The sequence below is a fragment of the Patulibacter sp. genome (assembly GCF_030655195.1).
In the GTDB taxonomy this organism is placed as follows: domain Bacteria; phylum Actinomycetota; class Thermoleophilia; order Solirubrobacterales; family Solirubrobacteraceae; genus Patulibacter.
Map to the genome: position 1 here is coordinate 42833 of NZ_JAURWA010000176.1, position 20941 is coordinate 63773.

A 20941-nucleotide genomic window follows, 5' to 3' on the forward strand; every position below is an offset into this window, starting at 1 on the left:
GGCGCCCGCGAGCCCCTCCGCCGACCCCCGGCGACGCCCGCGGCGGGACCGGCCGCACGCCGTCCCGGCGTCCGACGGCTAGCCTCCCGGACCGTGCCGAGCACCGACGTCTACGCGACCGCCCGGGGCCCCGTCGCCCGTCTCGCCAGCCCCGTCGCGGCGCGGCTGCGCGCCCGCAGGCACGGGCTCCTGGCCGAGCTGACCGGCGTCCTTCCCGGGGACCGCGTCCTGGACGTCGGCTGCGGCACCCTCGGGCTGCGCGCCCAGCAGGTCGACCTGGACATCACCGGCACCGACCTCGTCGACCGGCCGACGTACCCGGGACCGTTCGTGCGCGCCGACGCGACGGTGCACCTGCCCTTCGACGACGGCGCGTTCGACCTCGTCCACGCGTCGTCGGTGATCGAGCACATCCCCCCGCACCACCGCCAGGCGTTCGCGCGGGAGCTCCTGCGGGTCGGGCGCGGCGTCTACGTCCAGACGCCGGCCTTCTCGTTCCCGATCGAGCCGCACGCCCTGCTGCCCGTCGCCCACTGGCTCCCCCCGGTGGTCCGCCGGCCGTACTGGCGCCTCGGGGCGCAGGGGCACTGGGAGGACGTCCGTCTGCTGCGCCGTGCGGAGCTCGCCGGGCTCTTCCCGTCGGCCGTGGTCCACGCCGAGGCCCTCGGGCTGCTGACGAAGAGCTGGATGGCCGTCCGCCCGGTGCGCTGAGCGCCCTGCACCCCGCGCCGGCCGGCCCGCACCTGCTGCGGGCCGTCGAGTCAGGGGGCCCCGGTCCCGGGCGCCCGGAACGCGTCGCGGGTCCCGGACGCCGCCCGGGTCCGGCGTCAAGGGGTCGTCTAGGGTCGCGGCGTGCGTGGAATCCCAGGACGGTTCACCAGACGAGGCATGACGACGGCGGTGATCGTCGCCGCGACGGGCGGTATAGCCACGGTCGCCGTGGCGGCGGGTCCGGTCGTCTATTCGGAGTACACGACCGGGGGTGACCGCGAGAACCGGGTCGTCCAGGAGGACGGCCGCGGAGACGTCGCGCTCCCCCTCGACGTGGCCGGGGCGGCCGTCTCCCCCGACGGCCGACGGATCGCCCAGACCACCGTCACGACCTCGGCGGGCGGCGGGTCGCGGTTCTCGACGGCGCTGCGCGTCACCGCCGGTGACGGCACCGGCGCCGTGCAGGTGCTCGAGGCGGGGTCCGACGGCAGGCTGGCGATCACCGGCACGCCGGTCTGGTCGCCCGACAGCCGCCAGGTGCTCGTGCAGCGCACGACGCTGGACGACGGCGACCCCGTCGAGACGACGCGCGTCGTCTGCGTGGTCGACACCAAGGCGTGCCGGGATGCCGGGACGGTCCCGCTGACCGGCCCGTCGCGCACCACCGGCCTGCTCGGGGACGTCGTCGCGTGGCAGGCGACCGACGGCCCGATCGTCCGCGACGGGGTGCGCGCGACCGCGCTGTCCCAGAACGTGCGCTGCGGCGCGCGGGCGCGCACGGTGAAGGGCCCGACGGTGCGGCTCCGGGGCCTCACCGGCTCGACGTTCGGTGGCCCGCTCGCCCTGCGCGGGCTCCCCGGGTCGGACGACGACGGCGACACCGTGGACCCGTCGACGATCGGGGCGCTCGCCGTGGCCGGCGGGACGCTGGTGGTCGACGCGCCGGCCGCCGACATCCGGCGTGGAGCGCTGCGTTGCGGCACGCGTGGCGGCTCGTCGATCAGCCTGCGCACCAGCCTCGGCCTCTCCCGGGTCCGCCTGCGGGCCGGCGGCCGGACCACCTCGTTGCCGACGCCCCCCGGCCTACGCCGCGGGACTGCGCTGCGCCTCGTCGGGACCGACACCGGCGGAGCGGTGCTCATCAGTGCCGGCGCGCCCGGCACGAGCACGGACGGGTACTGCTCCGGCCCACGGAAGAGCCGGGTGCGCAACTGCTTCTCCCCCCTCGGGTCAGGCCGGACGGGCGAGGCCCCCGTCCTGCGGGTGTGGCGCTACGTCGACTCCCCCACGCCGCGCTTCGAGCGCGTGACGACCGCTCGGCGCAGCGCGCTGCGGACCCTCGAGGCGGCATCGGAGTTCACGGTCGCGTCGGGCGACGCGGTCCTCGCGGTCTCCGACGGGGCCATCGAGCGGGTCCCGCTCGACGGCGGCGCGCCGACCACGATCGCGCGCGGCCGCGGGCTGTCGCTGAACGTCGGCGCCTGGTGAGGGCCGGCGCCCGCTGAACGTCGGCGACCGGTGAGGGCCGGTGCCCGCTGAGCGGCTGCCGCCGGTGAGCGACGGTGCGGGGCCCTCGGGTCCCGCACCGCTCGGCCGGGAGCGGGCACCCGGTCCTCGCCGGATGCCCGCCCGGCTCCCCGCGGCTCAGTCGTCCTTGTGCCGGTCGGGGTGCTCGATCATCTCGATCATCCCGGTGTCGAACTCCTCGCCCTGATTGCGCGTGGCGACGTAGTTCGCGAGCCAGAAGATCAGCCCCAGGCCCAGCAGCAGCAGGGCGCGGGTGATCTGCTCCGTGTCGTTGGCGACGCGGTGGATCAGCAGGCCGAGCGCGGCGACCGCGCCGACCGCGGGCATGAACGTCGGCGCGATGAAGTGCCGGTGCTGCACCGGGTCGCGGCGCAGGACCAGCACGCTGATGTTCACCGTGATGAAGACGATCAGCAGCAGCGTCGTGGTGGTCGACGCCAGGTCCGAGACGTCGCCCGTCGCGGTGAGGATCACCGCGAGCCCCGTCGTGAACAGGATCGCCGTCAGCGGCGTCTGGCGCGTCTTGTGGACCTTGCCGAAGAACGCCGGGATGATCCGCTGCTTCGACATGCCGTAGGTCAGGCGCGAAGCCATGATCATGTTGATCAGCGCGCCGTTGATCAGGGCGAGCACGCCGATGGCCGCGAAGATCTTCACGTCGACGGCCAGCGGTCCGAGCTGCGCGATCTCGAGGAGCGGCGTGGTGTCCTCGTCGACGAGCGTCGTGTAGGACAGGACCGCCGGGGCGATGATCCCGATGACGATGTAGAGCGTGCCGGCGATCGCCAGACCGCCGAAGAGCGCCCGCGGGAAGTCCCGGACCGGGTCCTTGGCCTCCTCGGCGACGTTGACGGAGTCCTCGAAGCCGATCAGCGCGTAGAACGCGAGCGCCGTGCCGGCCAGGGCCGCCGGAATCAGGCTGACGTCGTTGCCGGCCGCCTTGGCGTCGGAGGTCGAGAACGCGTTCCCGATGTCGCCCACGCCGTCCAGCAGGGCGCCGAGGCCGATCACGATGATCAGGATCAGTCCGCCGAACTCGATCAGCGTCAGGACGACGTTGATCTTCACGGACTCGCTGATGCCGCGGAAGTTGACGGCCGCGACGATCAGCAGGAAGCCCAGTGCGATCAGGACGGTCTGCGTCTCGGTCAGCGTCCAGTCGAAGAGGCTGGGCAGGTAGGTCTCGGCGACGCCGCGCGAGAGCGTCGACGCGGACGCGATGCCGGAGCACATGACCGCGAAGGCGATCATGAAGGTGAAGAACGGCTTGCGGAACGCCTTGTTGACGTAGAGCGCCGCGCCCGCCGCCTGCGGGTACTTCGTCACGAGCTCGGCGTAGGCGGTCGCGGTCAGGACCGCGAGCGCGAGGGCGAGCGCGAACGGCAGCCAGACGAGGCCGCCGACCTCGCCGCCGATGACGCCGACGAGGGTGTAGATGCCACCACCGACGACGTCGCCGATGACGAACAGGAGGAGCATGTTGCGCGAGATCGCGCGCTTCAGCGGTGGATCCGACGCGGGCGTCGGCTGCACTGGTGAGGTGGCCATGGGGGGACTTCCTGGAGGCGGGCGCCGGACGCCCCGGGGTGGGACGACCGGGCGCACCGGTGTGTGAGGGCCAAGCTCTCATACGCGCCGGATGCGCGCCAGTGCGCCACGTCCCGCCCAGGGTGCCACTCCTTCATCCGTCCGGACAACACCCGGACGGATCCGCCGTGAGCAGTGACGCTCAGCCGTAGAGCGCCTCGATCTCCGAGGCGTACTTCTCGCCGATCGGCTTGCGCTTGAGCTTCATCGTCGGGGTCAGCTCGTCGCCACCGGGCGCCCAGTCGCCGCGGACCAGCTCGAACCGCTTGACGCCCTCGACCCGGGAGAGCTTCTCGTTGGCCGCCTCGACGCCGCGTTCGACCTCCGCGACGACGTCGGGGTGGACGGCGAGCGCCGCCAGGTCGGTGTCCTCGATGCCGTGCTGGGCCGCCCAGGCGGGGGCGAGGTCGGCGTCGAGCACGATCAGGGCGGTGTTGAACGGGCGGGCGTCGCCGATCACGCAGACCTGGCCGATCAGCGGGTGCGCGCTCTTGACCGTCGCCTCGATGTTCGCCGGGGACATGTTCTTGCCGCCGGCGCTGATGATCAGCTCCTTCTTGCGGTCGACGATCCAGAGGTAGCCGTCCTCGTCGATGCGGCCGACGTCGCCCGTGCGGTACCACCCGTCGTCCTCGAGGACCTCGGCGGTCTTCTCGGGCAGATTGCGGTAGCCGCGCATGACGGCCTCCCCCCGGAGCAGCACCTCGCCGTCCTCGTCCAGGCGCATCTCCATGCCGGGGACGACCGGGCCGACGCTGCCGATCCTGATCGCGTCGGGCGGGTTCAGCGTGCCGCAGGCGCAGGTCTCGGACATGCCCCAGATCTCGGCGACGGGGATCCCCAGGGCGTGGAAGAACTCGATGACCGGTGCGGGCGTGGGCGCCGCCCCGACGTTGACCGCCGCGGCGTCGTCGAGGCCCAGGCGCTGGCGGAGCGGCGCGAAGATGCGCTCGTCCGCGGCGGCGAAGGCGGCCTCGAGCTCGTCAGGGACGGGCTCGCCGGCCTGCTGCAGCCGGACGCGCTGCAGCGACGCCTCGATCGCGCCCTGGACCGCCGTCCGCTGCTCCTCGGGCTGCGCGCCCGTCATCGCCTCCAGGCCCGACTTCAGCTTCTCCCAGATCCGCGGCACGGCGAAGAACCACGTCGGCCGCACCGCCGCCAGGTACGCGGCGATCTGCTTGGGGTCGGGGCAGACCGTGATCTCGAGGCCGAAGACCAGGGGCGCGTAGTAGTGCGCGCCACGCTCGGCGATGTGAGCGGCGGGCAGCCACGAGATGACGCGGCCGCCGGGCTGCAGCCGCGCGACCTGGCCGATCTGGCGGATGGCGGCGAGCTGGTTGCGGTGCGTCAGCTCGACGCCCTTGGGCGGCCCCGTGGTGCCCGACGTGTAGATCAGCGTGAGCAGGTCGTCCGGTCCGGCCAGTGCCGCCTCGGCGACGGCGTCGAAGTCGTCAGGGGCGGCGGCCTCGACGTCGGCGATCGACAGGACGTCCTCCGCGTCGCCGGCGTCGTCGACGCAGACGACGTGGCGCAGACCGGGGAGCGACGGCCGGGCCGCGAGGACGCGGTCGAGGTACATCGCCTCCGTCACGACGACGCCGAGCTCGGCGTCCTGCCCGATGTAGGCGATCTGGTCCGGGGACGACGTCTGGTAGACCGAGACGGGCACGCCGCCGGCCGTGAGGGTCGCGAGGTCGGCGACGAGGAACTCGGGCCGGTTGTTCAGGAGCAGCCCGACGGTGTCGCCCCGCTCGACGCCCAGCCCGCGCAGACCCGCGGCGAGGCGTGCGACGCGGTCTCCGACCTCGCGCCAGGTCCACGAGACCTCGTCGTCCTTCGTCCGGACCAGCACCTGGTCCGGACGGTCCCGCAGTCCGTCGCGGAAGACCTCCAAGATCGTCCCGACCGCAGTCGTGGCGTCCGTCGTACCCATCGTCGCTCCCTCGTCGTCCGTCGGCCGTACGGTGCTCGGCCTCCGCCATTCCTACCACCGCGAGCGTCGGTGCGCCACACCGGTTGGCCAGCCAGCCAGGAAGGCGTCGGAGGCTGCGCCCCGTGGGGCACGGCCGGGCCGCTAGGGGCCCTGCACCTGTCTGGCCGCGGTGCCGTCCGCGAAGCGACCGATGTCGTTGTAGAGGCCCAGGCCGAACAGCATGATCACGAGCACGAAGCCCACCACGCTGGCCCGTTCGAGCCACGTGAACGGGATCGGCCTCCCCCGGACCTTCTCGGCGATCGCCCAGAAGATGTGGCCACCGTCGAGCGGCAGGAACGGTGCGAGGTTGATGATCGCCAGCGACAGGCTCACGACGCCGAGCAGGATGAGCGCCCGCGGGGTGCTGAACTCGATCGTCCGCCGGGTGGCGTCGTAGGCGCCGGCGACCGAACCGATCTCCCGTCGGGCCTCGGCCGAGTAGAAGAGCCGCGTGATCGCCTTCGCGGTCTCCGACGTGACGAACCAGACGTAGTCCGGCGTCTCCTTGGCCGCGTCCCCGACGCTCGCGGGGAGGAAGTCGAGTCCCCCGTACGTGATGCCCAGGAGCTGGCGGTCCTCCTTGCGGCCGGTGGCCGGGTTCTCGACCGTCGTCTTGCGCGGGGCGACGGAGACCGTCCGACGCTCCCCGTCGCGCTCCACGACGACACGTGCCGGGGTCGCCGCCGAGCAGCCGACGGCGTCGCTCCCGGGCGCGCAGCGGTGCGAGGAGATCTGGCGGGTCAGCGCGGTGCGCCGCTCGACGGTGTTCTTGTAGGTCAGGGTGTCGTTGAACCCCTGGACGCCGTCGACGGAGACGATCCGGTCGCCCGGCTCGAGCTTGCCCGCGGCGGCGCTGTTCTTGGCGACGGAGTTGACGACGGGCGCGTTGGGCGTCGGCACCCCGGCCGTCGCGTAGACCGCGAAGATCAGGACGAACGCGATGACGATGTTGACCAGCGGGCCGGCGGCGATGACGACGATCCGCTTCCAGGTCGGCTGCCGGTAGTAGGCGCGCGGGAGGACGTCCTCGGGGAGCTCCTCCCGCGGGTCCATCCCGGTGATCTTCACGAAGCCGCCGGCGGGGATCCAGCCGATCCCGTACTCCGTCTCGCCGCGCCGGACGCTCCAGATCGGCTTGCCGAAGAAGAGGTAGAACTTCTCGACCCGCATCCCGACGGCCTTGGCCGCGGCGAAGTGCCCGGCCTCGTGCAGGATGATGAGCACGGCGAAGCCGACGAAGGCGAGGACCCATGACACGCCGGACAGGGTCCCACAGGCGCCTTGTCCCCGCGTAAGGGCGGGGAGCCGGGTCGCGGGCCCGGCGCCACGTGTCCCGGGTCGGCACCCGGGCGGACCCCGCCAGGGCCGGCGGCCCTGCGGCGCGCCACGAGGCCCGCGCGGAGGTCAGCCGAGGCGGGCGACCTGCTCGGCGGCGGCGTCACGGGCGGCGCGGTCCGCCGCGTAGAGCGTCTCGAAGGCGTGGACGGCCTTGGGCTGCACCGCGTCGAGCGTCGCCTCGACGACCTCCGCGATCTGCAGGAACCCGAGGTCGCCCTGGAGGAACGCGTGGACGGCCACCTCGTTGGCGGCGTTCAGGATGCAGGGGGCGGTGCCACCCTCGCGTCCGGCCTCGCGGGCGAGGTGCAGGCAGCGGAACGTCTCCTCGTCGGCCCGCTCGAAGGTCAGCTGCCCGACGTCGGCGAGGTCCAGCGGCCGCATCGGGATCGGGCGGCGCTCGGGGTGGTGCAGCGCGAAGGCGATCGGTGCCTTCATGTCCGGGTACCCCAGGTGGGCGAGCGCGGCCCCGTCGACCAGGGTGACGTAGGAGTGGACGATCGACTGCGGGTGGACGACGACGTCGATGCGGTCGTACGAGGTGCCGAACAGGTGGTGGGCCTCGATGACCTCGAGCCCCTTGTTCATCAGCGTGGCGGAGTCGATGGTGATCTTCCCGCCCATCGCCCATGTGGGGTGCTTCAGCGCCTGCTCGACGCCGACGTCGGCGAGCTCGTCGCGGGAGCGGCCACGGAACGGCCCGCCCGACGCCGTGAGCACGAGCCGCTCGATGCTCGCCTGGGGGGACTCCCCCGCGCGGGACTCGGCGGTGACGAGCTGCCAGAGGGCGGAGTGCTCGCTGTCGACCGGCAGGACCTGGGCACCGGTGGCCTCGGCGAGCTGCATCACGAGCTCGCCGCCGACGACGAGCGACTCCTTGTTGGCCAGCGCCAGGTCGATCCCCTCGCCGAGCGTCGCCACGGTGGGTCCCAGCCCAGCGGCGCCGACGAGGGCGTTGAGGACGAGGTCCGCCCCGGACTCCAGGACGAGGTGGACGAGTCCCTCGGGACCCTGCAGCACCCGGCCGTCGGGCCACTCGCGCTCGGCCCGCGCGGCGGCCTCGGGGTCCGAGAGCCCGACGAGCCCGACGCCGAACTCGCGGGCCTGCTCCAGCAGCGGCTCCCACTGACGGCCGGCCGCGAGACCGACGATCTCGAACGTCCCCTCGGGGGCCGCGCGGACGACGTCGAGCGCCTGCGTCCCGATCGAGCCGGTGGATCCGAGGATGAGGAGGCGGCGCGGCATGACGCGGATCACCCTGCCAGATGGCAGACGGGTCGGTCCCCTCCCCCGTTATGCCATGCCCATCGCGAGCCACACGTAGTAGCCCGCGACGACGGCGAACATCGCGGCGTCGAGGCGGTCGAGCACCCCGCCGTGGACGCCGAAGAGGCCTCCCGCGTCCTTCGTGCCGGCGTCGCGCTTGAGGAAGCTCTCGAAGAGGTCGCCGAGCGGGGCGACGACGGCGACGGCCAGACCCAGCAGGAGGGCGTCCGTGCCGCTCAGCCAGTCCTGGTAGAGCCCGGCGAACCACGTCGCGGCGACGGCGACGACGACGCCGATGAGGAGGCCCTCGACGGTCTTGTTCGGCGAGATCCTCGGCCACAGCTTGCGGTTGCCGAACATGCGGCCGCCCAGGTACGCCCCGGTATCGCCGAGGAACGTGCCGATCAGGACGTCGACGACGATGCCCGCGCCGTGCTCGCTGTCGCGCAGCAGCACGACGTGCCCCAGCGCCAGACCGATCCAGGCGATGCCGAGCATCGTCACCGCGACCCCGGGCATGCTGCCCTTCGGGTGCGACAGCGCGACGGAGAGGAAGACGATGGGCACCGTGGCGACCAGCGCCGTGAGCATGCCCTCGCGGTCCCAGAGCGCGGCGGAGACGATCACCGCCAGGACGCCGACCCCGCCGGCGAACAGCGACGGGCGCGTCTTCTCGAACATCCGGGTGAGCTCCCAGACGCCGACGAGCCCGAAGGCGACGATGCCGGCGACGAAGACCGGGCCGCCCGCGGCGACGAGGAGGATCGCGACGATCGCGGCCGGGATGGCCACGAGGACGCGGGCGCCGAGGTCGCTGCCGCCGCCGCGGTCCGACGGTGAGCGGACGCTCTCGATCGCGTCCTCGAAGCGCTCGAGGGCCTCGATCTCGGTCTCGACCGCGTCGCGGGAGGACCGTGCCGCCGGTGCGGCCTCGACCTCGGCGACCCGCCGGCGGGTGCGCCGGTCGCGGTCCTCGAGCCGCACGTCGTAGGTGCCGGACTCGTCGGCGAGGAGGTCGCGGTCGCGCGGCCGCCGGCTGCGGGGCAGTGGGTCGACCGGGTCGTAGGTGCCGCTGACGGTCCCGCGCGTGCGGTCGCCCGTGCGGGTCCGGTCGTCGCGGGACCCGCCCGTGCGGGTGCGGTCGGGCCGCTCGGCGGGCTCGAAGTCGCCGAACTCGAGCTCGAAGCGCGCCTCGCGCTGCCGGCCGCGGGGGGGCATGCGCCGCGGGGCGCGCTCCCGGTCGTCCCGGTCGTCGAAGTCGTCGACGTCGTCGCCCGTGGGGCGGCGCGGGGCGGGCATCAGCCGACCCGCCCGCCGAAGCGCCGGTCGCGGGTGGCGTAGGCGTCGAGGCAGCGCTCGAACGCCGGGCGGTCGAAGTCGGGCCACAGCTCGGGCGCGAAGACGATCTCGCTGTAGGCGCACTGCCACAGCAGGTAGTTGCTGACCCGCTGCTCACCGGAGGTCCGGATCAGCAGGTCGGGGTCGCGCAGGTCGGGGCCGTAGAGGAGCGCCCGGAAGGCGTCCTCGCCCCCGCCCTCGTACCGCGCGGCGGCATCGAGGATCTCGGCGCGCCCGCCGTAGTTGAACGCCACGACCAGGGTGATGCTCTCGCCGCCGGCGGTCTGCTGCTCCGCCCAGTCCATCTTCTCGACGAGCGCGGGATCGACGCCCTCGCGTCGGCCGATGAAGCGCATGCGCGCGCCCTCCTCGATCAGCTCGGGCGTCTCGCGGTCGATCCGCTCGCCGAACATCGCCATCAGCGCCTGCACCTCTGCGGGCGGGCGGCTCCAGTTCTCGGTGGAGAACGAGAAGACCGTCAGCTCCTCGATCCCGAGCTCGGCGGCGTCGCGCAGGCGGGCCCGGACGACGTCCGCCCCGGCGCGGTGGCCCTCGGCGACCGAGACGCCGCGACCCTGGGCCCAGCGCCCGTTGCCGTCGGTGATGATCGCCACGGACCGTGGACGCTCCGCGGCGTCCGTGTCCGCGGGGCCGGGCGTCGGCTCGGCGGTGGGAGGGCGACCGGGCATCAGACCTCGAGGACGTCGGCTTCCTTGGCCTTCAGCTGCGCGTCGAGCCCGGCGATGGCCTCGTCGGTGACCTTCTGCAGCTCGGCCTCGGCGCGGTGCTCGTCGTCGGCGCCGATGTCCCCGTCGGTCTTGTAGGTGCGCAGGTCCGACAGCACGTCGCGGCGGACGTTGCGGACGCGGATGCGCCCCTCCTCGCCGATCTTGCGGGCCGTCTTGACCATCTCCTTGCGACGCTCCTCGGTCATCTCCGGGATGCCGAGGCGGATGACCTTGCCGTCGTTGGACGGAGTGACGCCGAGGTCGCCGTCGGAGATCGCCTTCTCGATCTGCTTGATCGAGGACGGGTCGTACGGCTGGACCGTCAGCAGACGGGCCTCCGGTGCGCCGATCTGCGCGAGCTGGCGGAGGGCCGTGGGGACGCCGTGGTAGTCCACGACGACGCGGTCCAGCAGGTTCGGGCTCGCCCGGCCGGTGCGGACGGTGGCGAGCTCCCCGCTGGTCTGCTCGACGGCCTTCTTCATGCGCTCCGCGGCGTCCGCGAGCAGCTCGTCGATGATGGAGTCGTCGGGCATCAGGGGACCTCTTCGGTGGTGAACGACGGATGGGCGACGACGGGCCGGCCGGAGCCGGGGATCACGCCGGGGTGTGGACCAGCGTGCCGATGCGCTCGCCCGAGACTATCCGGACGATGTTGCGCTCGTCGTCCATGTTGAAGACGTGGATCGGCAGGCGGTTCTCCATGCACAGCGTCAGCGCGGTGGAGTCCATGACGCGCAGGCGGCGCTCGATGGCCTCCATGTGCGTGATCTCGGTGATCAGCTGCGCGGTGTCGTCCGTGCGCGGGTCCGCGGTGTAGACGCCCTCGACCCCGTTCTTGGCCATCAGGATGGCCTCGCAGTGGACCTCGGCCGCGCGCAGCGAGGCGGCGGTGTCGGTCGTGAAGAACGGGTTGCCGGTGCCGGCCGCGAAGATCACGACGCGACCCTTCTCGAGGTGCCGCTCGGCGCGACGGCGGATGTAGGGCTCCGCGACCTCGGTGATGTCCAGTGCGCTCTGCACCCGCGTGACGACCCCGAGCTTCTCGAGGGCGTCCTGCAGCGGCAGCGCGTTCAGGACCGTCGCGAGCATGCCCATGTAGTCGGCGGTCGCGCGGTCCATGCCCGCGGCGGCGCCGGCCATGCCGCGGTAGATGTTGCCCGCCCCCACGACGATCGCGATCTGGACACCCAGGTCGTGGACGTCCTTGATCGACGCGGCGACGGCGGCCAGGCGCTCCGGATCGGTGCCGTAGTCCCGCTCGCCCATCAGGGACTCGCCGGACAGCTTGATCAGGACGCGCTTGAACGCCGTCGTCGCGGGGTCGGTCATCTGATTTCGTCCCCGCCCGCCCTGAGGGCTACGCGCCGACCTGGAACCGGGTGAAGCGGGCGACGGTGGCGTCGTCCGACAGCGCCTTGCGGAGCTGATCGATCGTCTTGCCGTCGTGCTTGTCCGGGTTGATGTGCTCCTGCGGCAGGAGCGCGATGTCCTTGAACCACTTGTTGAGCTTGCCCTGGGCGATCTTGTCGCGGATCTGCTCGGGCTTGCCCTCGGCCTCGGCCTGCTGGGCGTAGACCCGCAGCTCGGCGTCCTTCTCGTCCTGCGGCACGTCGTCGGAGGAGACGTACTTCGTCGCGGGGGTGCCGGCCACGTGGAGCGCGACCTCCTTGGCGAACGCCGCGGCCTCGGTGCCCGAGGCACCGCCGACCTGGACGACGACGCCGACCTTGCCGGTGGCGTGGATGTAGGCCGCCAGGGCGCCCTCGCCGTCGACCACGAAGCGGTCGGCGCGACCGATGACGACGTTCTCGCCGGTGGTGGCCGAGAGGTCGGCGCGCAGCGCCTCGATCGTCTGACCCGGGGCGATCTCCTCGTCGAGGAGGACCTTCACGTCGACGGGACCGGGGTTGCCGTCCTTGGCCACGTGCTCGGCGATGCGCTTGGCGAAGGCGACGAAGTCGTCGTTGAGGGCGACGAAGTCGGTGTTGCAGTCGACCTCGACGAGGACGCCCCGCTTGCCGTCGGCCGCGACGAACGCCTGGACGGTGCCCTCGGAGGTCTCGCGGTCGGCCAGCTTGCCGACCTTGTTGCCGAGCTTGACGCGCAGCAGCTCGACGGCCTTCTCGATGTCGCCGTCCGCCTCCTGCAGGGTCTTCTTGCAGTCCAGCATGCCGGCGCCGGTGCGCTGGCGGAGGGCCTTGACGTCGGCCGCGGTGATCGTGGTGCTCATGCGGTCTCCTGCTTACTCGGCGGCGGGCGCCGGGGCGTCGGTGGTCGGTGCGGCCTCCGCGGGTGCGGCGGCGGCCTGCTGCTCCGCTGCGGCCTGCGCGGCGGACTCGTCGGCGGCGGCCTGGGCGGCCTCCTGCGCGGAGGCGGCGGCGGCGCTCTGCTCCTCGGCCTCGAGGCGGCGGGCGTCCTCGGCCTCGCGGTTGGCGGCGTCCTCGGCCTGGCGCTGCTCCTTCTCGGCGGCCTCGCGGGTGCGGCGGGCCTCCTCGGCCTCCCACCAGGCGGCGGCACCGCCGGCGGCGGCGTCACCGATGGCGCCGGCGATCGCGGCACAGGCGCGGATCGAGTCGTCGTTGCCCGGGACCGGGAAGTCGACGCCGTCGGGGTTCACGTTCGTGTCGACGAGCGCGATGACGGGGATCCGGAGCTTCGAGGCCTCCTCGACCGCGATCTTCTCCGAGTTCACGTCGACGACGAAGACGGCGTCGGGGGCGCGACGGAGGTCCTTCACGCCGCCGAGGTTGATCTGGAGCTTGGCGAGCTCCTTGCGGCGCGTGATGCGCTCCTGCGACGGCAGCAGCTCGAGCTGGCCCTCGGCCTCGAGGCGCTCGAGGTCGTTCAGCGTCTTGATGCGCTTGCTCGACGTCTGGAAGTTGGTCAGCAGACCCGGCGACCAGCGCTGGTTGACGTACGGCATGCGGGCGGCCTCGGCCGACTCGCGCACGGCGTCCTGGGCCTGGCGCTTGGTGCCGACGAAGAGGACCGTGCCGCCGCGCTGGGCGATGTCGGACACGAAGGCCTGCGCCTGGGCGAGCAGATCGACCGTCTGCAGCAGGTCGATGACGTGGATGCCGGAGTGCTCGCCGTGGATGAACCGCGCCATGCGCGGGTTCCAACGGCGGGTCTGGTGCCCGAAGTGGACGCCAGCCTCGAGCAGATCCTTGATGCCGATCTCGGACATGGGTACTTCCCTTGGAATGCGGAGAAACAGGATCCCGCTGGACCGGAACGCGTTCCCGACGGGTCGGGCAGGGACGTTCCGGGGGAACCCGGCGGGGTAGGAATGGACGTTCAGGTGCGGGTCCGGACGGACGCGCGTGATCAGAACTCTAGCCGGTGGCGCCGTTTCCGGCGGTCACGCCGAGGCCGCCGGGCGGAGCTCAGGCGCCGCCGCGGGCGAGCTGGAGCGCGCCCGCCAGGTCGGCCGGGAGCGGCGAGCGCACCTCGACCGGCTCCCCCGTGAAGGGGTGCGTGAACGACAGGCGCGCGGCGTGGAGGAACTGGCGCTCCAGGCCGAGCGGGTGGGCGCCCGCGGGCCCCGCGGCGCCGCCGCCGGAGCGGCCGTACTCCGGGTCGCCGGCGACCGGCAGCCCGATCGCCTTGAGGTGCACGCGGATCTGGTGGGTGCGCCCGGTCTCCAGGGTCACCCGCAGGAGCGAGGTGCGCGGCAGCGCCTCCTCCAGCACGAAGTGCGTGACGGCCCGGCGCGGGGTGTCCGTGTCGAGCGAGTGCTTCGTGCGCACGTGGCGGTCGCGGCCGATCGGCGCGTCGATGGTGCCCGTGCGGGCGTCGGGACGACCGTCCACGAGGGCGAGGTACTCCCGGGTGACCTCGCGCTCCCGGATCGCCTCCTGCAGCGCGCGGTGGGCGGCCTCCTGGCGCGCGACGATCAAGAGCCCCGAGGTCTCGCGGTCCAGGCGATGGACGATGCCCGGGCGCTCCGCGTCGCCACCCGGCGGCAGGTCCGCGGTGATCCGCCCGGCGATCGCGTCCACCAGCGTCGCCTCGTGGTGGCCGGCACCGGGGTGCACGAGGAGCCCGGCGGGCTTGTCGACGACGAGCAGGTGCTCGTCCTCCCACAGCACGTCGACGTCGGGCGCGTCGTGGCGGACGGGTCCGACGGTCTGGACCAGCGCCCCCAACTCGACCTCGAGCTCCTGTCCGGCGCGCACGGCATGGCGCTTCTGCGCCGGGTCGGCGGGCTCGCCGTCGATCCGCACGCCGCCCTCCGCGATGGCGCGCTGGGCGCGCGAGCGGGAGCCGCAGACCTCGGCGAGGACGACGTCGAGCCGCGCCCCGTCCTGGTCGACGGGGACGGTGATGCGTGTGGCGGTCATCCCCGCTGTGCGCGGGTCTCGGGTCGGCTCTCGGCCGCCGTGGTCCGGCGGTTCTCGAGCTCGACGACGATCACCAGCAGGATCATCCCGCCGACGATCGCCATGTCGGCCAGGTTGAACGCGGGCCAGTGCGGCGGCTTGAGGAAGTCGATGACCGCGCCCTCGACGACGCGGTCCAGCACGTTGCCGATGGCGCCGCCGGCGAGCATGCCCGCCGCGAGCCACGCCAGCTTGACCGTGCGGTTGCGCAGGAACCAGAACGTCAGGGCCGCGAGCGCCCCGAGCACGAGGAGCCCGACGATCCACGGCTGGCCGGCGAAGCTCGAGAACGCGACGCCCTCGTTGCGCACGTAGGTCAGGTCGAGGACCGGGAGGACCTCGATCCGCTCCCCGCGATCGATCGATCCGACGACGAGGCGCTTGGTCAGCTGGTCGACGATCAGGACCGTCGCGCCGACCGCGAGGACGCGGCGGAGCGCGAGGCTGCCCGCGCGCTGCTCGTCCCGGGTCGGGGCGCGTCGCTCAGCCGCGGACAAGGGACACCACGATGCCGCCGACGATCTGCAGGAGGAGGATCGCCACGATCGGCGAGAGGTCGAACGGCCCCAGCGGCGGGATGAACCGCCGGAAGAACGCGAGGAACGGCTCGACCGCGTCGTTGAAGAACTTGAAGATCGCGCTGGTGACGACGTTGTACGGCACGCGCATCCCGGCGCTCTGCACGAGCGACAGCAGGATGTAGGCGATGACGCACAGCGTGTAGACCTGGATCAGCGCCTCGAGGAACGAGGCGACCTCCGTCCGGGCGCTGGCGAGGGCGATGGTGGTGCTCACGGGGATCACGAGACGTCGACCACGGCGTCGAAGGCGTCCTGGACGGCCTCGCGCAGCCCGCCGCGGTCCAGGGCGCGGAGCCCGCGGGCGGTCGAGCCGCCGGGCGAGGTCACGCCGCGGCGGACGGCCAGCGTGTCGTGGTCCTGGGCGCGCAGCAGGGCCGCGGACCCCTCGATGCCGGCGGCGACCATGCGGCCGGCGTCGTCGGGGGTCATGCCGTGGCGGACGGCGGCGTCGACGGTGGCCTCGGCGAACAGGCTGACGTAGGCCGGCAGGACGCCGAAGACGGCGGTCGCCCCGGCCATCTGCGCCTCGGGCAGCTCGACGACCGTGGCGCACCGGCGCAGCAGGTCGAGCAGCTCGGTCCGGATCGCCGTCTCCTCGTCCGTCGGCCGGGCGTCGGCCTCGATCGCGACGGCGACGACGCCCTTGCCCACGCCCGCGGGCGTGTTGGGCATCAGGCGGACGACGGGGCGGTCGGGGTAGGCGTCGCGCAGCTGGGCGACGGTGACGCCGCCGAGGATGGAGACGACGGCACGGGCGCCCGCGGCGTCTCGCGCGGCGCCGAGCAGCTGCCCGGGCTTGTGCCCGAGCACCACGACGTCGGCGCGCTCGGCGAGGGTCCTCGCGTCCGGCACCGCCTCGCCGCCGAGCTCCTCGGCGAGCGCCCGGGCGCGGTCGGCGACCGGGTCGAAGCAGAGCGCGGGCTCGCCGATGCCCCGCGCCAGCGCGGAGGCCATGTTGCCCGATCCGAGGAGTCCCAAGCGCATGTGTCGCCTGGGAACGGTACCGGTCCGCGAGGGGCGACCTCCCGGACCCCCTCCGGGGCCCGGCCCCTGCTCAGCTCTGGTTGAAGAAGCCCTTCTCGATCAGCTGCGCGCGTTCCTCCGCGGAGATCGAGACGTTGGCGGGCGTGAGCATGAAGACCTTGTCGGCGATCCGCTGCATCCCGCCGTCCATGGCGTAGGTCAGGCCGGAGGCGAAGTCGATCAGCCGCTTCGAGAGCTCCGTGTCGGACGTCTGCAGGTTGATGACGACCGGGATGCCGTCCTTGAAGCGGTCCGCGATCTGCTGGGCGTCGTTGAACGACTTGGGCAGCACGAGGTGGACGCGGACGTCCCCGCCCGGACCGCCGTTGTTGGCCTGGGGGCGGGACGTGCCGCCGACGGGGCGCAGGTGCGCTCCGCCGGAGCGGGCGGGAGCGGCGTCCTCGTCGCTGAAGATGTCGTCGAAGTCCTCGCGGCGCCTGCGGGCGCGGTCGATCCTGCGCACGGGCGTGGGTTCCCTCACGGGTTCGCGGACGCGTTCACGGCGATCGACGTCCTCCGGATCGTCGTCGTAGGCGTCACCGTAGGGATCGCGCTCCTCAGCGAGGGCGAACCACACGAGTACGTTGTGCCAAGTGTCGCGGAGGGCCATGACTGGCGGTTGATTCTCCCACGAAGCGCCGGTTCCTCCCCGCCACGTCGAAACCATTCGTCACACGACGGCCCCAGGACGGCGCGACGGGCGGGCGGAAGGGCGGGCGGGTCGGCCGGACCGCGGGACGCGGCGCACGTCGTCCGGGTGCTCAGCGGACGAGGACGCTGCCCAGGCGCACGACGGTCGCACCCTCCTCGACGGCGACCTCGAAGTCCTGGGTGGTGCCCATCGAGAGCACCCCGAGGCCGTGCTCGGCCGCAAGGTCCCGGAGCGCGGCGAACCACCGGCGGCTGTCCTCGGGCGAGTCCGCGTGCGGCGGCATCGTCATCAGGCCGGCGACCGGCACCGGGCACCGCTCGATGACGCCGGCCAGCTCGGAGGGGGCGATGCCCTCCTTCGCGTCGTCGCCGGCGACGTTGACCTCGATCAGGACGTCGAGTCCGGGCCGCGCGAGGTCGTGGTGCCGCTCGAGGCGGCCGAGCACGCTGTCGGTCGACACGGAGTGGATGCGGCTGACGTGCGGGAGCACGTCGGCGACCTTCCGCGACTGCAGGTGGCCGATGAACTCCCACCGCAGTCCCTCGGCACCGGGCCGGCCGACCTTCTCGGCGAGCGACTGCGCGCGGTTCTCGCCCGCGAGCACGATCCCGGCGGCGGCGAGCCTGCCGATCTGGTCGGCCGCAACGTACTTCGTGGCGGCCAGCACGTCCACGTCGTCGGGATCGCGGCCGGCACGGGCGCACGCGGCGGCGATCCGCTCGCGGACCTCCCCCAGCCGTCTCGCGACCGCGTCCGGGTCGAGGTCCTGGATCACGTCAACCACGCGGCACCTGCCTGTCGTCCGGTGTTCCCGGCGTCGCGCCGGTGGGAGAAGAAGCGCTCGGGAGCGCAGATCGTGCAGATCCCGGCGACGACGACCCGGTCGACCCCGGCGGCGAGCAGCCGCAGCCGGGCCGCCTCGGGCAGGTCGGCGTTGCGGCCGGCGCGCACGGTCGGACCGAGCGGCGCCAGGGCGTCGTGGACCTCGTCACCGACCTCGTAGCAGCACGGACCCGCCCCCGGGCCGACCACGGCCGTCACCGCACCGCGCCCGCCGGCGGCCCGCAGGCCGCGGACGCCCTCCTCGAGCACCCCGCCGACGAGGCCGCGCCAGCCGGCGTGCACCATCGCCACGGCGCCGTCGGCCACGAGCGCCACGGGCAGGCAGTCGGCGCAGAGGACCACGCAGGGGACGCCGGGCAGTGCGGTGGCCACGCCGTCGGCGTCGCGGACGCGCTCCAGGTCGGGGCCGGGCAGGTCGTCGTCGCCGCGCACGACGAGCACGTCGGTGCCGTGGACCTGGTGCGGCTGGGCCAGCCGGTCGCGGCGGGTCGCGGCCAGCGCGGCCAGCCGGTCGCGGTTGGCGCGCACGTGGTCGGGGTCGTCCGTCGTCCACGAGCCGAGGTTCAGCGACGAGAACGCCCCGGCCGAGACCCCGCCGCGGCGCCCGGTGAAGTGGACGCGGGCCCCGGGCAGCTCGCACGCGAGCCCGCCGTCGGGGACGTCCCGCAGCACGGCGGCGAACGGCTCGTTGCGGGTGGGACCGGGCACGACGAGGGACCGTACCCTGTCCCGATGGCCGGTTCGTCCTCCGATCCGCGCCGCCGCCGGCTCCGGATCGGCGGCGCCCTCCTCGCGCTGCTCGTCGTGCTCGGTGCCGCCGCCGCGTTCGTCGTCACCCGCGGCCCGGACGAGGTCTCGGACCCGTCGGTCGAGTTCGCCGGCGGGCAGGAGTCGGGGACGACGACGCAGCGGGCGCCGGAGGACGCGGAGGACCGCTACGACGACGGGGCGGACTGGCCCGTCTACGGTGGCAACCCGCAGCGCACGCGCTACCTGCCCTTCGCCGGACCCGAGCCGGTGCGTCCGCCGTTCACCGAGCGCTGGGGCGTCACCGGCAAGGTCCTCCTCGAGTTCCCGCCGGTTCTCTGCGGCCGACGCATCTACTCCCTGCGCAACGACGGCGTCCTGCGCGCCGTCGAGCGCCGGACGGGGAAGGTCGCGTGGACGAAGCGGATCGGCAGCCTCGCCGCGTCCGCCCCGGCCTGCGGCGCCGGCCGGGTCTACGCCACGGTCCTGCGCCGCAACCGCTTCGTGAAGGGCGGGGAGGCGGTCGCGCTGCGCAGCACCAACGGCCACCGGGTGTGGCGCGTCCGGCTGGCGGGGCGCACGGAGTCCTCCCCGCTCCTCACCCCGGACCGGATGATCTTCGGCACCGAGGACGGGGACGTCCTGGCGCTGCAGCGGAGCTCGGGTCGGGTGATGTGGCGCTACCGCGCGGGCGCCCCCGTCAAGGCCGCCGTCGCGCTCGACGGTGACGCGCTCTACGTCGGCGACTACGCCGGGACGATGCACTCGATCTGGCTGCGCACGGGCCGCAGGCGGTGGACGACGGATCTCGGCGGACGGCTCTACAGCACCCCCGCCGTGGCCTACGGCCGGGTCTTCGTCGGCAACGTCGACGGGTCGGTCGCCGCGGTCGGGGAGCGCTCCGGCCGGCTGGCGTGGCGACGGCGGACGAAGGGCTTCGTCTACTCGGCCCCGGCGGTCGCCCCGGTCGCCGGTCGCGGGCCGACGGTCTTCGTCGGCTCCTACGGCGGCAACCTCTACGCCTACGACGCCCGGACGGGGCGATCGCGGTGGACGAAGAGCCTCGGCGGCAGGGTCTCCGGCGGCATCACCGTCGTCGGCGACCTCGTCATGTACGCCAACCTCGGCCGTCGCACCCTCGGGATCCGCCGGGCGGCCGACGGGGCGCTGCTCTACAGCCACCGCAGCGGCGCGTTCGACCCGGGCATCTCCGACGGCCGCAGGCTCTACATCGACACGTACACCTCCGTCTACCACCTGGTCCCCGGCCGACAGGTGCGTCGGGACGACGAGTCCTTCCGCACCGCGGCCCGGCGTCGCGGGACGGGCTGAGCGGCCCGGAGCCTGTCGGCGCCGCAGGGCCGGGCGGCGCCGCAGGACCGGGCGGCGCGGCAGGACCGGGCGGCGACTAGAGCGTCGGCTCGCGGTACGGCCGGACGCCGATGCCCGCGGCGGCGATCCGCTCCTTGGCCTCGGCGATCGAGAACGTCCGGAAGTGGAAGATCGACGCGGCCAGCGCGGCGTCCGCGCCGGCCTCCAGCGCCTCGACGAGGTGGTCGAGCGTGCCGGCCCCGCCCGAGGCGATCACCGGGACCGGGACGGCCTGCGCGATCGCGCGGGTCAGCGGCAGGTCGTAGCCCGAGGTCGTCCCGTCGCCGTCCATCGAGGTCAGGAGGATCTCCCCCGCCCCGCGCTCGACCGCCTCGCGGGCCCACGCGACCGCCCCGCGGCCGGTCGGCTTCCGGCCGCCCGCCACGAAGACCTCCCACGGGTCGCCCTCGACGAGGTCCTCCTCCCGCAGGTCCGCCGTCGACCACGTCGCCCCGCGGGTCGTCCCCGGGACGCCCTTCGCGTCGATCGCCATGACGACGCACTGCGAGCCGAAGCGGTCGGCCATCTCCGTCAGGAGCTCCGGGCGCGCGACCGCGGCGGAGTTCACCGCGACCTTGTCGGCCCCGGCGTCGAGGACCGCCTGCGCGTCCTCGACGGTGCGGATCCCACCACCGATCGTGAACGGCACGAAGACCTCGTCCGCGGCACGGCGCGCCAGGTCGACGATCGTGCCCCGCCCGTCGCTCGTCGCGGTGATGTCGAGGAAGACGAGCTCGTCGGCACCCTCGAGGTCGTAGCGGGCGGCCAGCTCGACCGGGTCCCCGGCGTCGCGCAGGCCGACGAAGTTCGTCCCCTTCACGACGCGACCGGCGTCGACGTCCAGACAGGGGATGACGCGCTTGAGGTGCACGCCC

At 73.5% G+C, this 20941-nt stretch carries 21 protein-coding genes; 3 read left to right on the top strand and 18 right to left on the bottom strand.

Translation table 11 applies throughout. The features are described 5' to 3' along the window. Positions 1-93 precede the first annotated feature (93 nt). On the top strand, positions 94-711 hold the full coding sequence (locus Q7T67_RS19025) for a class I SAM-dependent methyltransferase (protein ID WP_304793572.1): 618 nt from the start codon (positions 94-96) through the stop codon (positions 709-711). A gap of 177 nt (positions 712-888) precedes the next feature. Continuing rightward, positions 889-2199 carry a hypothetical protein gene (locus tag Q7T67_RS19030; protein WP_304793575.1) on the top strand — a complete coding sequence of 437 codons (1311 nt, stop codon included), beginning with the start codon at positions 889-891 and terminating at the stop codon, positions 2197-2199. Positions 2200-2355: 156 nt separating this feature from the next. Here Q7T67_RS19030 and Q7T67_RS19035 read toward each other — a convergent pair whose 3' ends face one another. The 17 genes from Q7T67_RS19035 to pgeF form a co-directional block, all read right to left on the bottom strand. Next, positions 2356-3786, bottom strand: coding sequence for an APC family permease (locus Q7T67_RS19035; protein WP_304793577.1), 1431 nt, complete (start codon positions 3784-3786; stop codon positions 2356-2358). Between the two features lie 181 nt (positions 3787-3967). After that, positions 3968-5758: a long-chain fatty acid--CoA ligase gene (locus Q7T67_RS19040; protein ID WP_304793580.1), complete on the bottom strand. Its 1791-nt coding sequence runs from the start codon at positions 5756-5758 to the stop codon at positions 3968-3970. Between the two features lie 141 nt (positions 5759-5899). Further along, entirely contained in the window at positions 5900-7057 is a 1158-nt protein-coding gene (locus tag Q7T67_RS19045; protein WP_304793583.1) for an RIP metalloprotease, read from the bottom strand. Positions 7058-7204: 147 nt separating this feature from the next. Continuing rightward, on the bottom strand, positions 7205-8380 hold the full coding sequence (dxr, locus tag Q7T67_RS19050; protein ID WP_304793585.1) for a 1-deoxy-D-xylulose-5-phosphate reductoisomerase: 1176 nt from the start codon (positions 8378-8380) through the stop codon (positions 7205-7207). Between the two features lie 48 nt (positions 8381-8428). After that, positions 8429-9700: a phosphatidate cytidylyltransferase gene (locus Q7T67_RS19055; RefSeq protein WP_304793588.1), complete on the bottom strand. Its 1272-nt coding sequence runs from the start codon at positions 9698-9700 to the stop codon at positions 8429-8431. Then, positions 9700-10428 carry a polyprenyl diphosphate synthase gene (gene uppS, locus Q7T67_RS19060; protein WP_370695425.1) on the bottom strand — a complete coding sequence of 243 codons (729 nt, stop codon included), beginning with the start codon at positions 10426-10428 and terminating at the stop codon, positions 9700-9702. Before uppS ends, Q7T67_RS19055 begins: the two co-directional genes overlap by 1 nt. Next, positions 10428-10985: a ribosome recycling factor gene (gene frr, locus Q7T67_RS19065; protein WP_370695427.1), complete on the bottom strand. Its 558-nt coding sequence runs from the start codon at positions 10983-10985 to the stop codon at positions 10428-10430. The genes uppS and frr overlap by 1 nt, the downstream gene beginning before the upstream one ends. Before the next feature lie 76 nt (positions 10986-11061). Then, entirely contained in the window at positions 11062-11796 is a 735-nt protein-coding gene (pyrH, locus tag Q7T67_RS19070; protein ID WP_304793597.1) for a UMP kinase, read from the bottom strand. 28 nt (positions 11797-11824) lie between these two features. Further along, positions 11825-12697, bottom strand: coding sequence for a translation elongation factor Ts (gene tsf, locus Q7T67_RS19075; protein ID WP_304793600.1), 873 nt, complete (start codon positions 12695-12697; stop codon positions 11825-11827). A gap of 12 nt (positions 12698-12709) precedes the next feature. Further along, positions 12710-13654, bottom strand: coding sequence for a 30S ribosomal protein S2 (gene rpsB / locus Q7T67_RS19080; RefSeq protein WP_304793603.1), 945 nt, complete (start codon positions 13652-13654; stop codon positions 12710-12712). Between the two features lie 199 nt (positions 13655-13853). Further along, the gene (locus tag Q7T67_RS19085; protein WP_304793606.1) at positions 13854-14810 is read right to left on the bottom strand and encodes an RluA family pseudouridine synthase; all 957 of its coding nucleotides are present in this window, start codon (positions 14808-14810) and stop codon (positions 13854-13856) included. Next, the gene (gene lspA, locus Q7T67_RS19090; RefSeq protein ID WP_304793609.1) at positions 14807-15346 is read right to left on the bottom strand and encodes a signal peptidase II; all 540 of its coding nucleotides are present in this window, start codon (positions 15344-15346) and stop codon (positions 14807-14809) included. Before lspA ends, Q7T67_RS19085 begins: the two co-directional genes overlap by 4 nt. After that, the gene (locus Q7T67_RS19095; RefSeq protein ID WP_304793611.1) at positions 15333-15644 is read right to left on the bottom strand and encodes a YggT family protein; all 312 of its coding nucleotides are present in this window, start codon (positions 15642-15644) and stop codon (positions 15333-15335) included. The genes lspA and Q7T67_RS19095 overlap by 14 nt, the downstream gene beginning before the upstream one ends. Positions 15645-15649: 5 nt before the next feature. After that, the gene (locus tag Q7T67_RS19100; protein WP_304793614.1) at positions 15650-16414 is read right to left on the bottom strand and encodes a pyrroline-5-carboxylate reductase; all 765 of its coding nucleotides are present in this window, start codon (positions 16412-16414) and stop codon (positions 15650-15652) included. 70 nt (positions 16415-16484) lie between these two features. Further along, positions 16485-17063, bottom strand: coding sequence for a cell division protein SepF (locus Q7T67_RS19105; protein WP_304793617.1), 579 nt, complete (start codon positions 17061-17063; stop codon positions 16485-16487). Between the two features lie 151 nt (positions 17064-17214). Continuing rightward, positions 17215-17889 (bottom strand): YggS family pyridoxal phosphate-dependent enzyme, encoded by a 675-nt coding sequence (locus tag Q7T67_RS19110; protein WP_304793620.1) that lies wholly within the window; start codon positions 17887-17889, stop codon positions 17215-17217. After that, positions 17877-18656 carry a peptidoglycan editing factor PgeF gene (gene pgeF, locus Q7T67_RS19115; RefSeq protein ID WP_304793623.1) on the bottom strand — a complete coding sequence of 260 codons (780 nt, stop codon included), beginning with the start codon at positions 18654-18656 and terminating at the stop codon, positions 17877-17879. The genes Q7T67_RS19110 and pgeF overlap by 13 nt, the downstream gene beginning before the upstream one ends. A gap of 24 nt (positions 18657-18680) precedes the next feature. On the opposite strand from pgeF, the gene Q7T67_RS19120 reads away from it, so the two are divergent. Next, a complete protein-coding gene (locus tag Q7T67_RS19120) occupies positions 18681-20027 on the top strand; it encodes a PQQ-binding-like beta-propeller repeat protein (protein ID WP_304793626.1) in 1347 nt (448 codons plus the stop codon). A 76-nt stretch (positions 20028-20103) separates the two neighbouring features. Here Q7T67_RS19120 and hisF read toward each other — a convergent pair whose 3' ends face one another. Next, on the bottom strand, positions 20104-20937 hold the full coding sequence (gene hisF / locus Q7T67_RS19125; protein ID WP_304793629.1) for an imidazole glycerol phosphate synthase subunit HisF: 834 nt from the start codon (positions 20935-20937) through the stop codon (positions 20104-20106). Between the last annotated feature and the right edge of the window lie 4 nt (positions 20938-20941).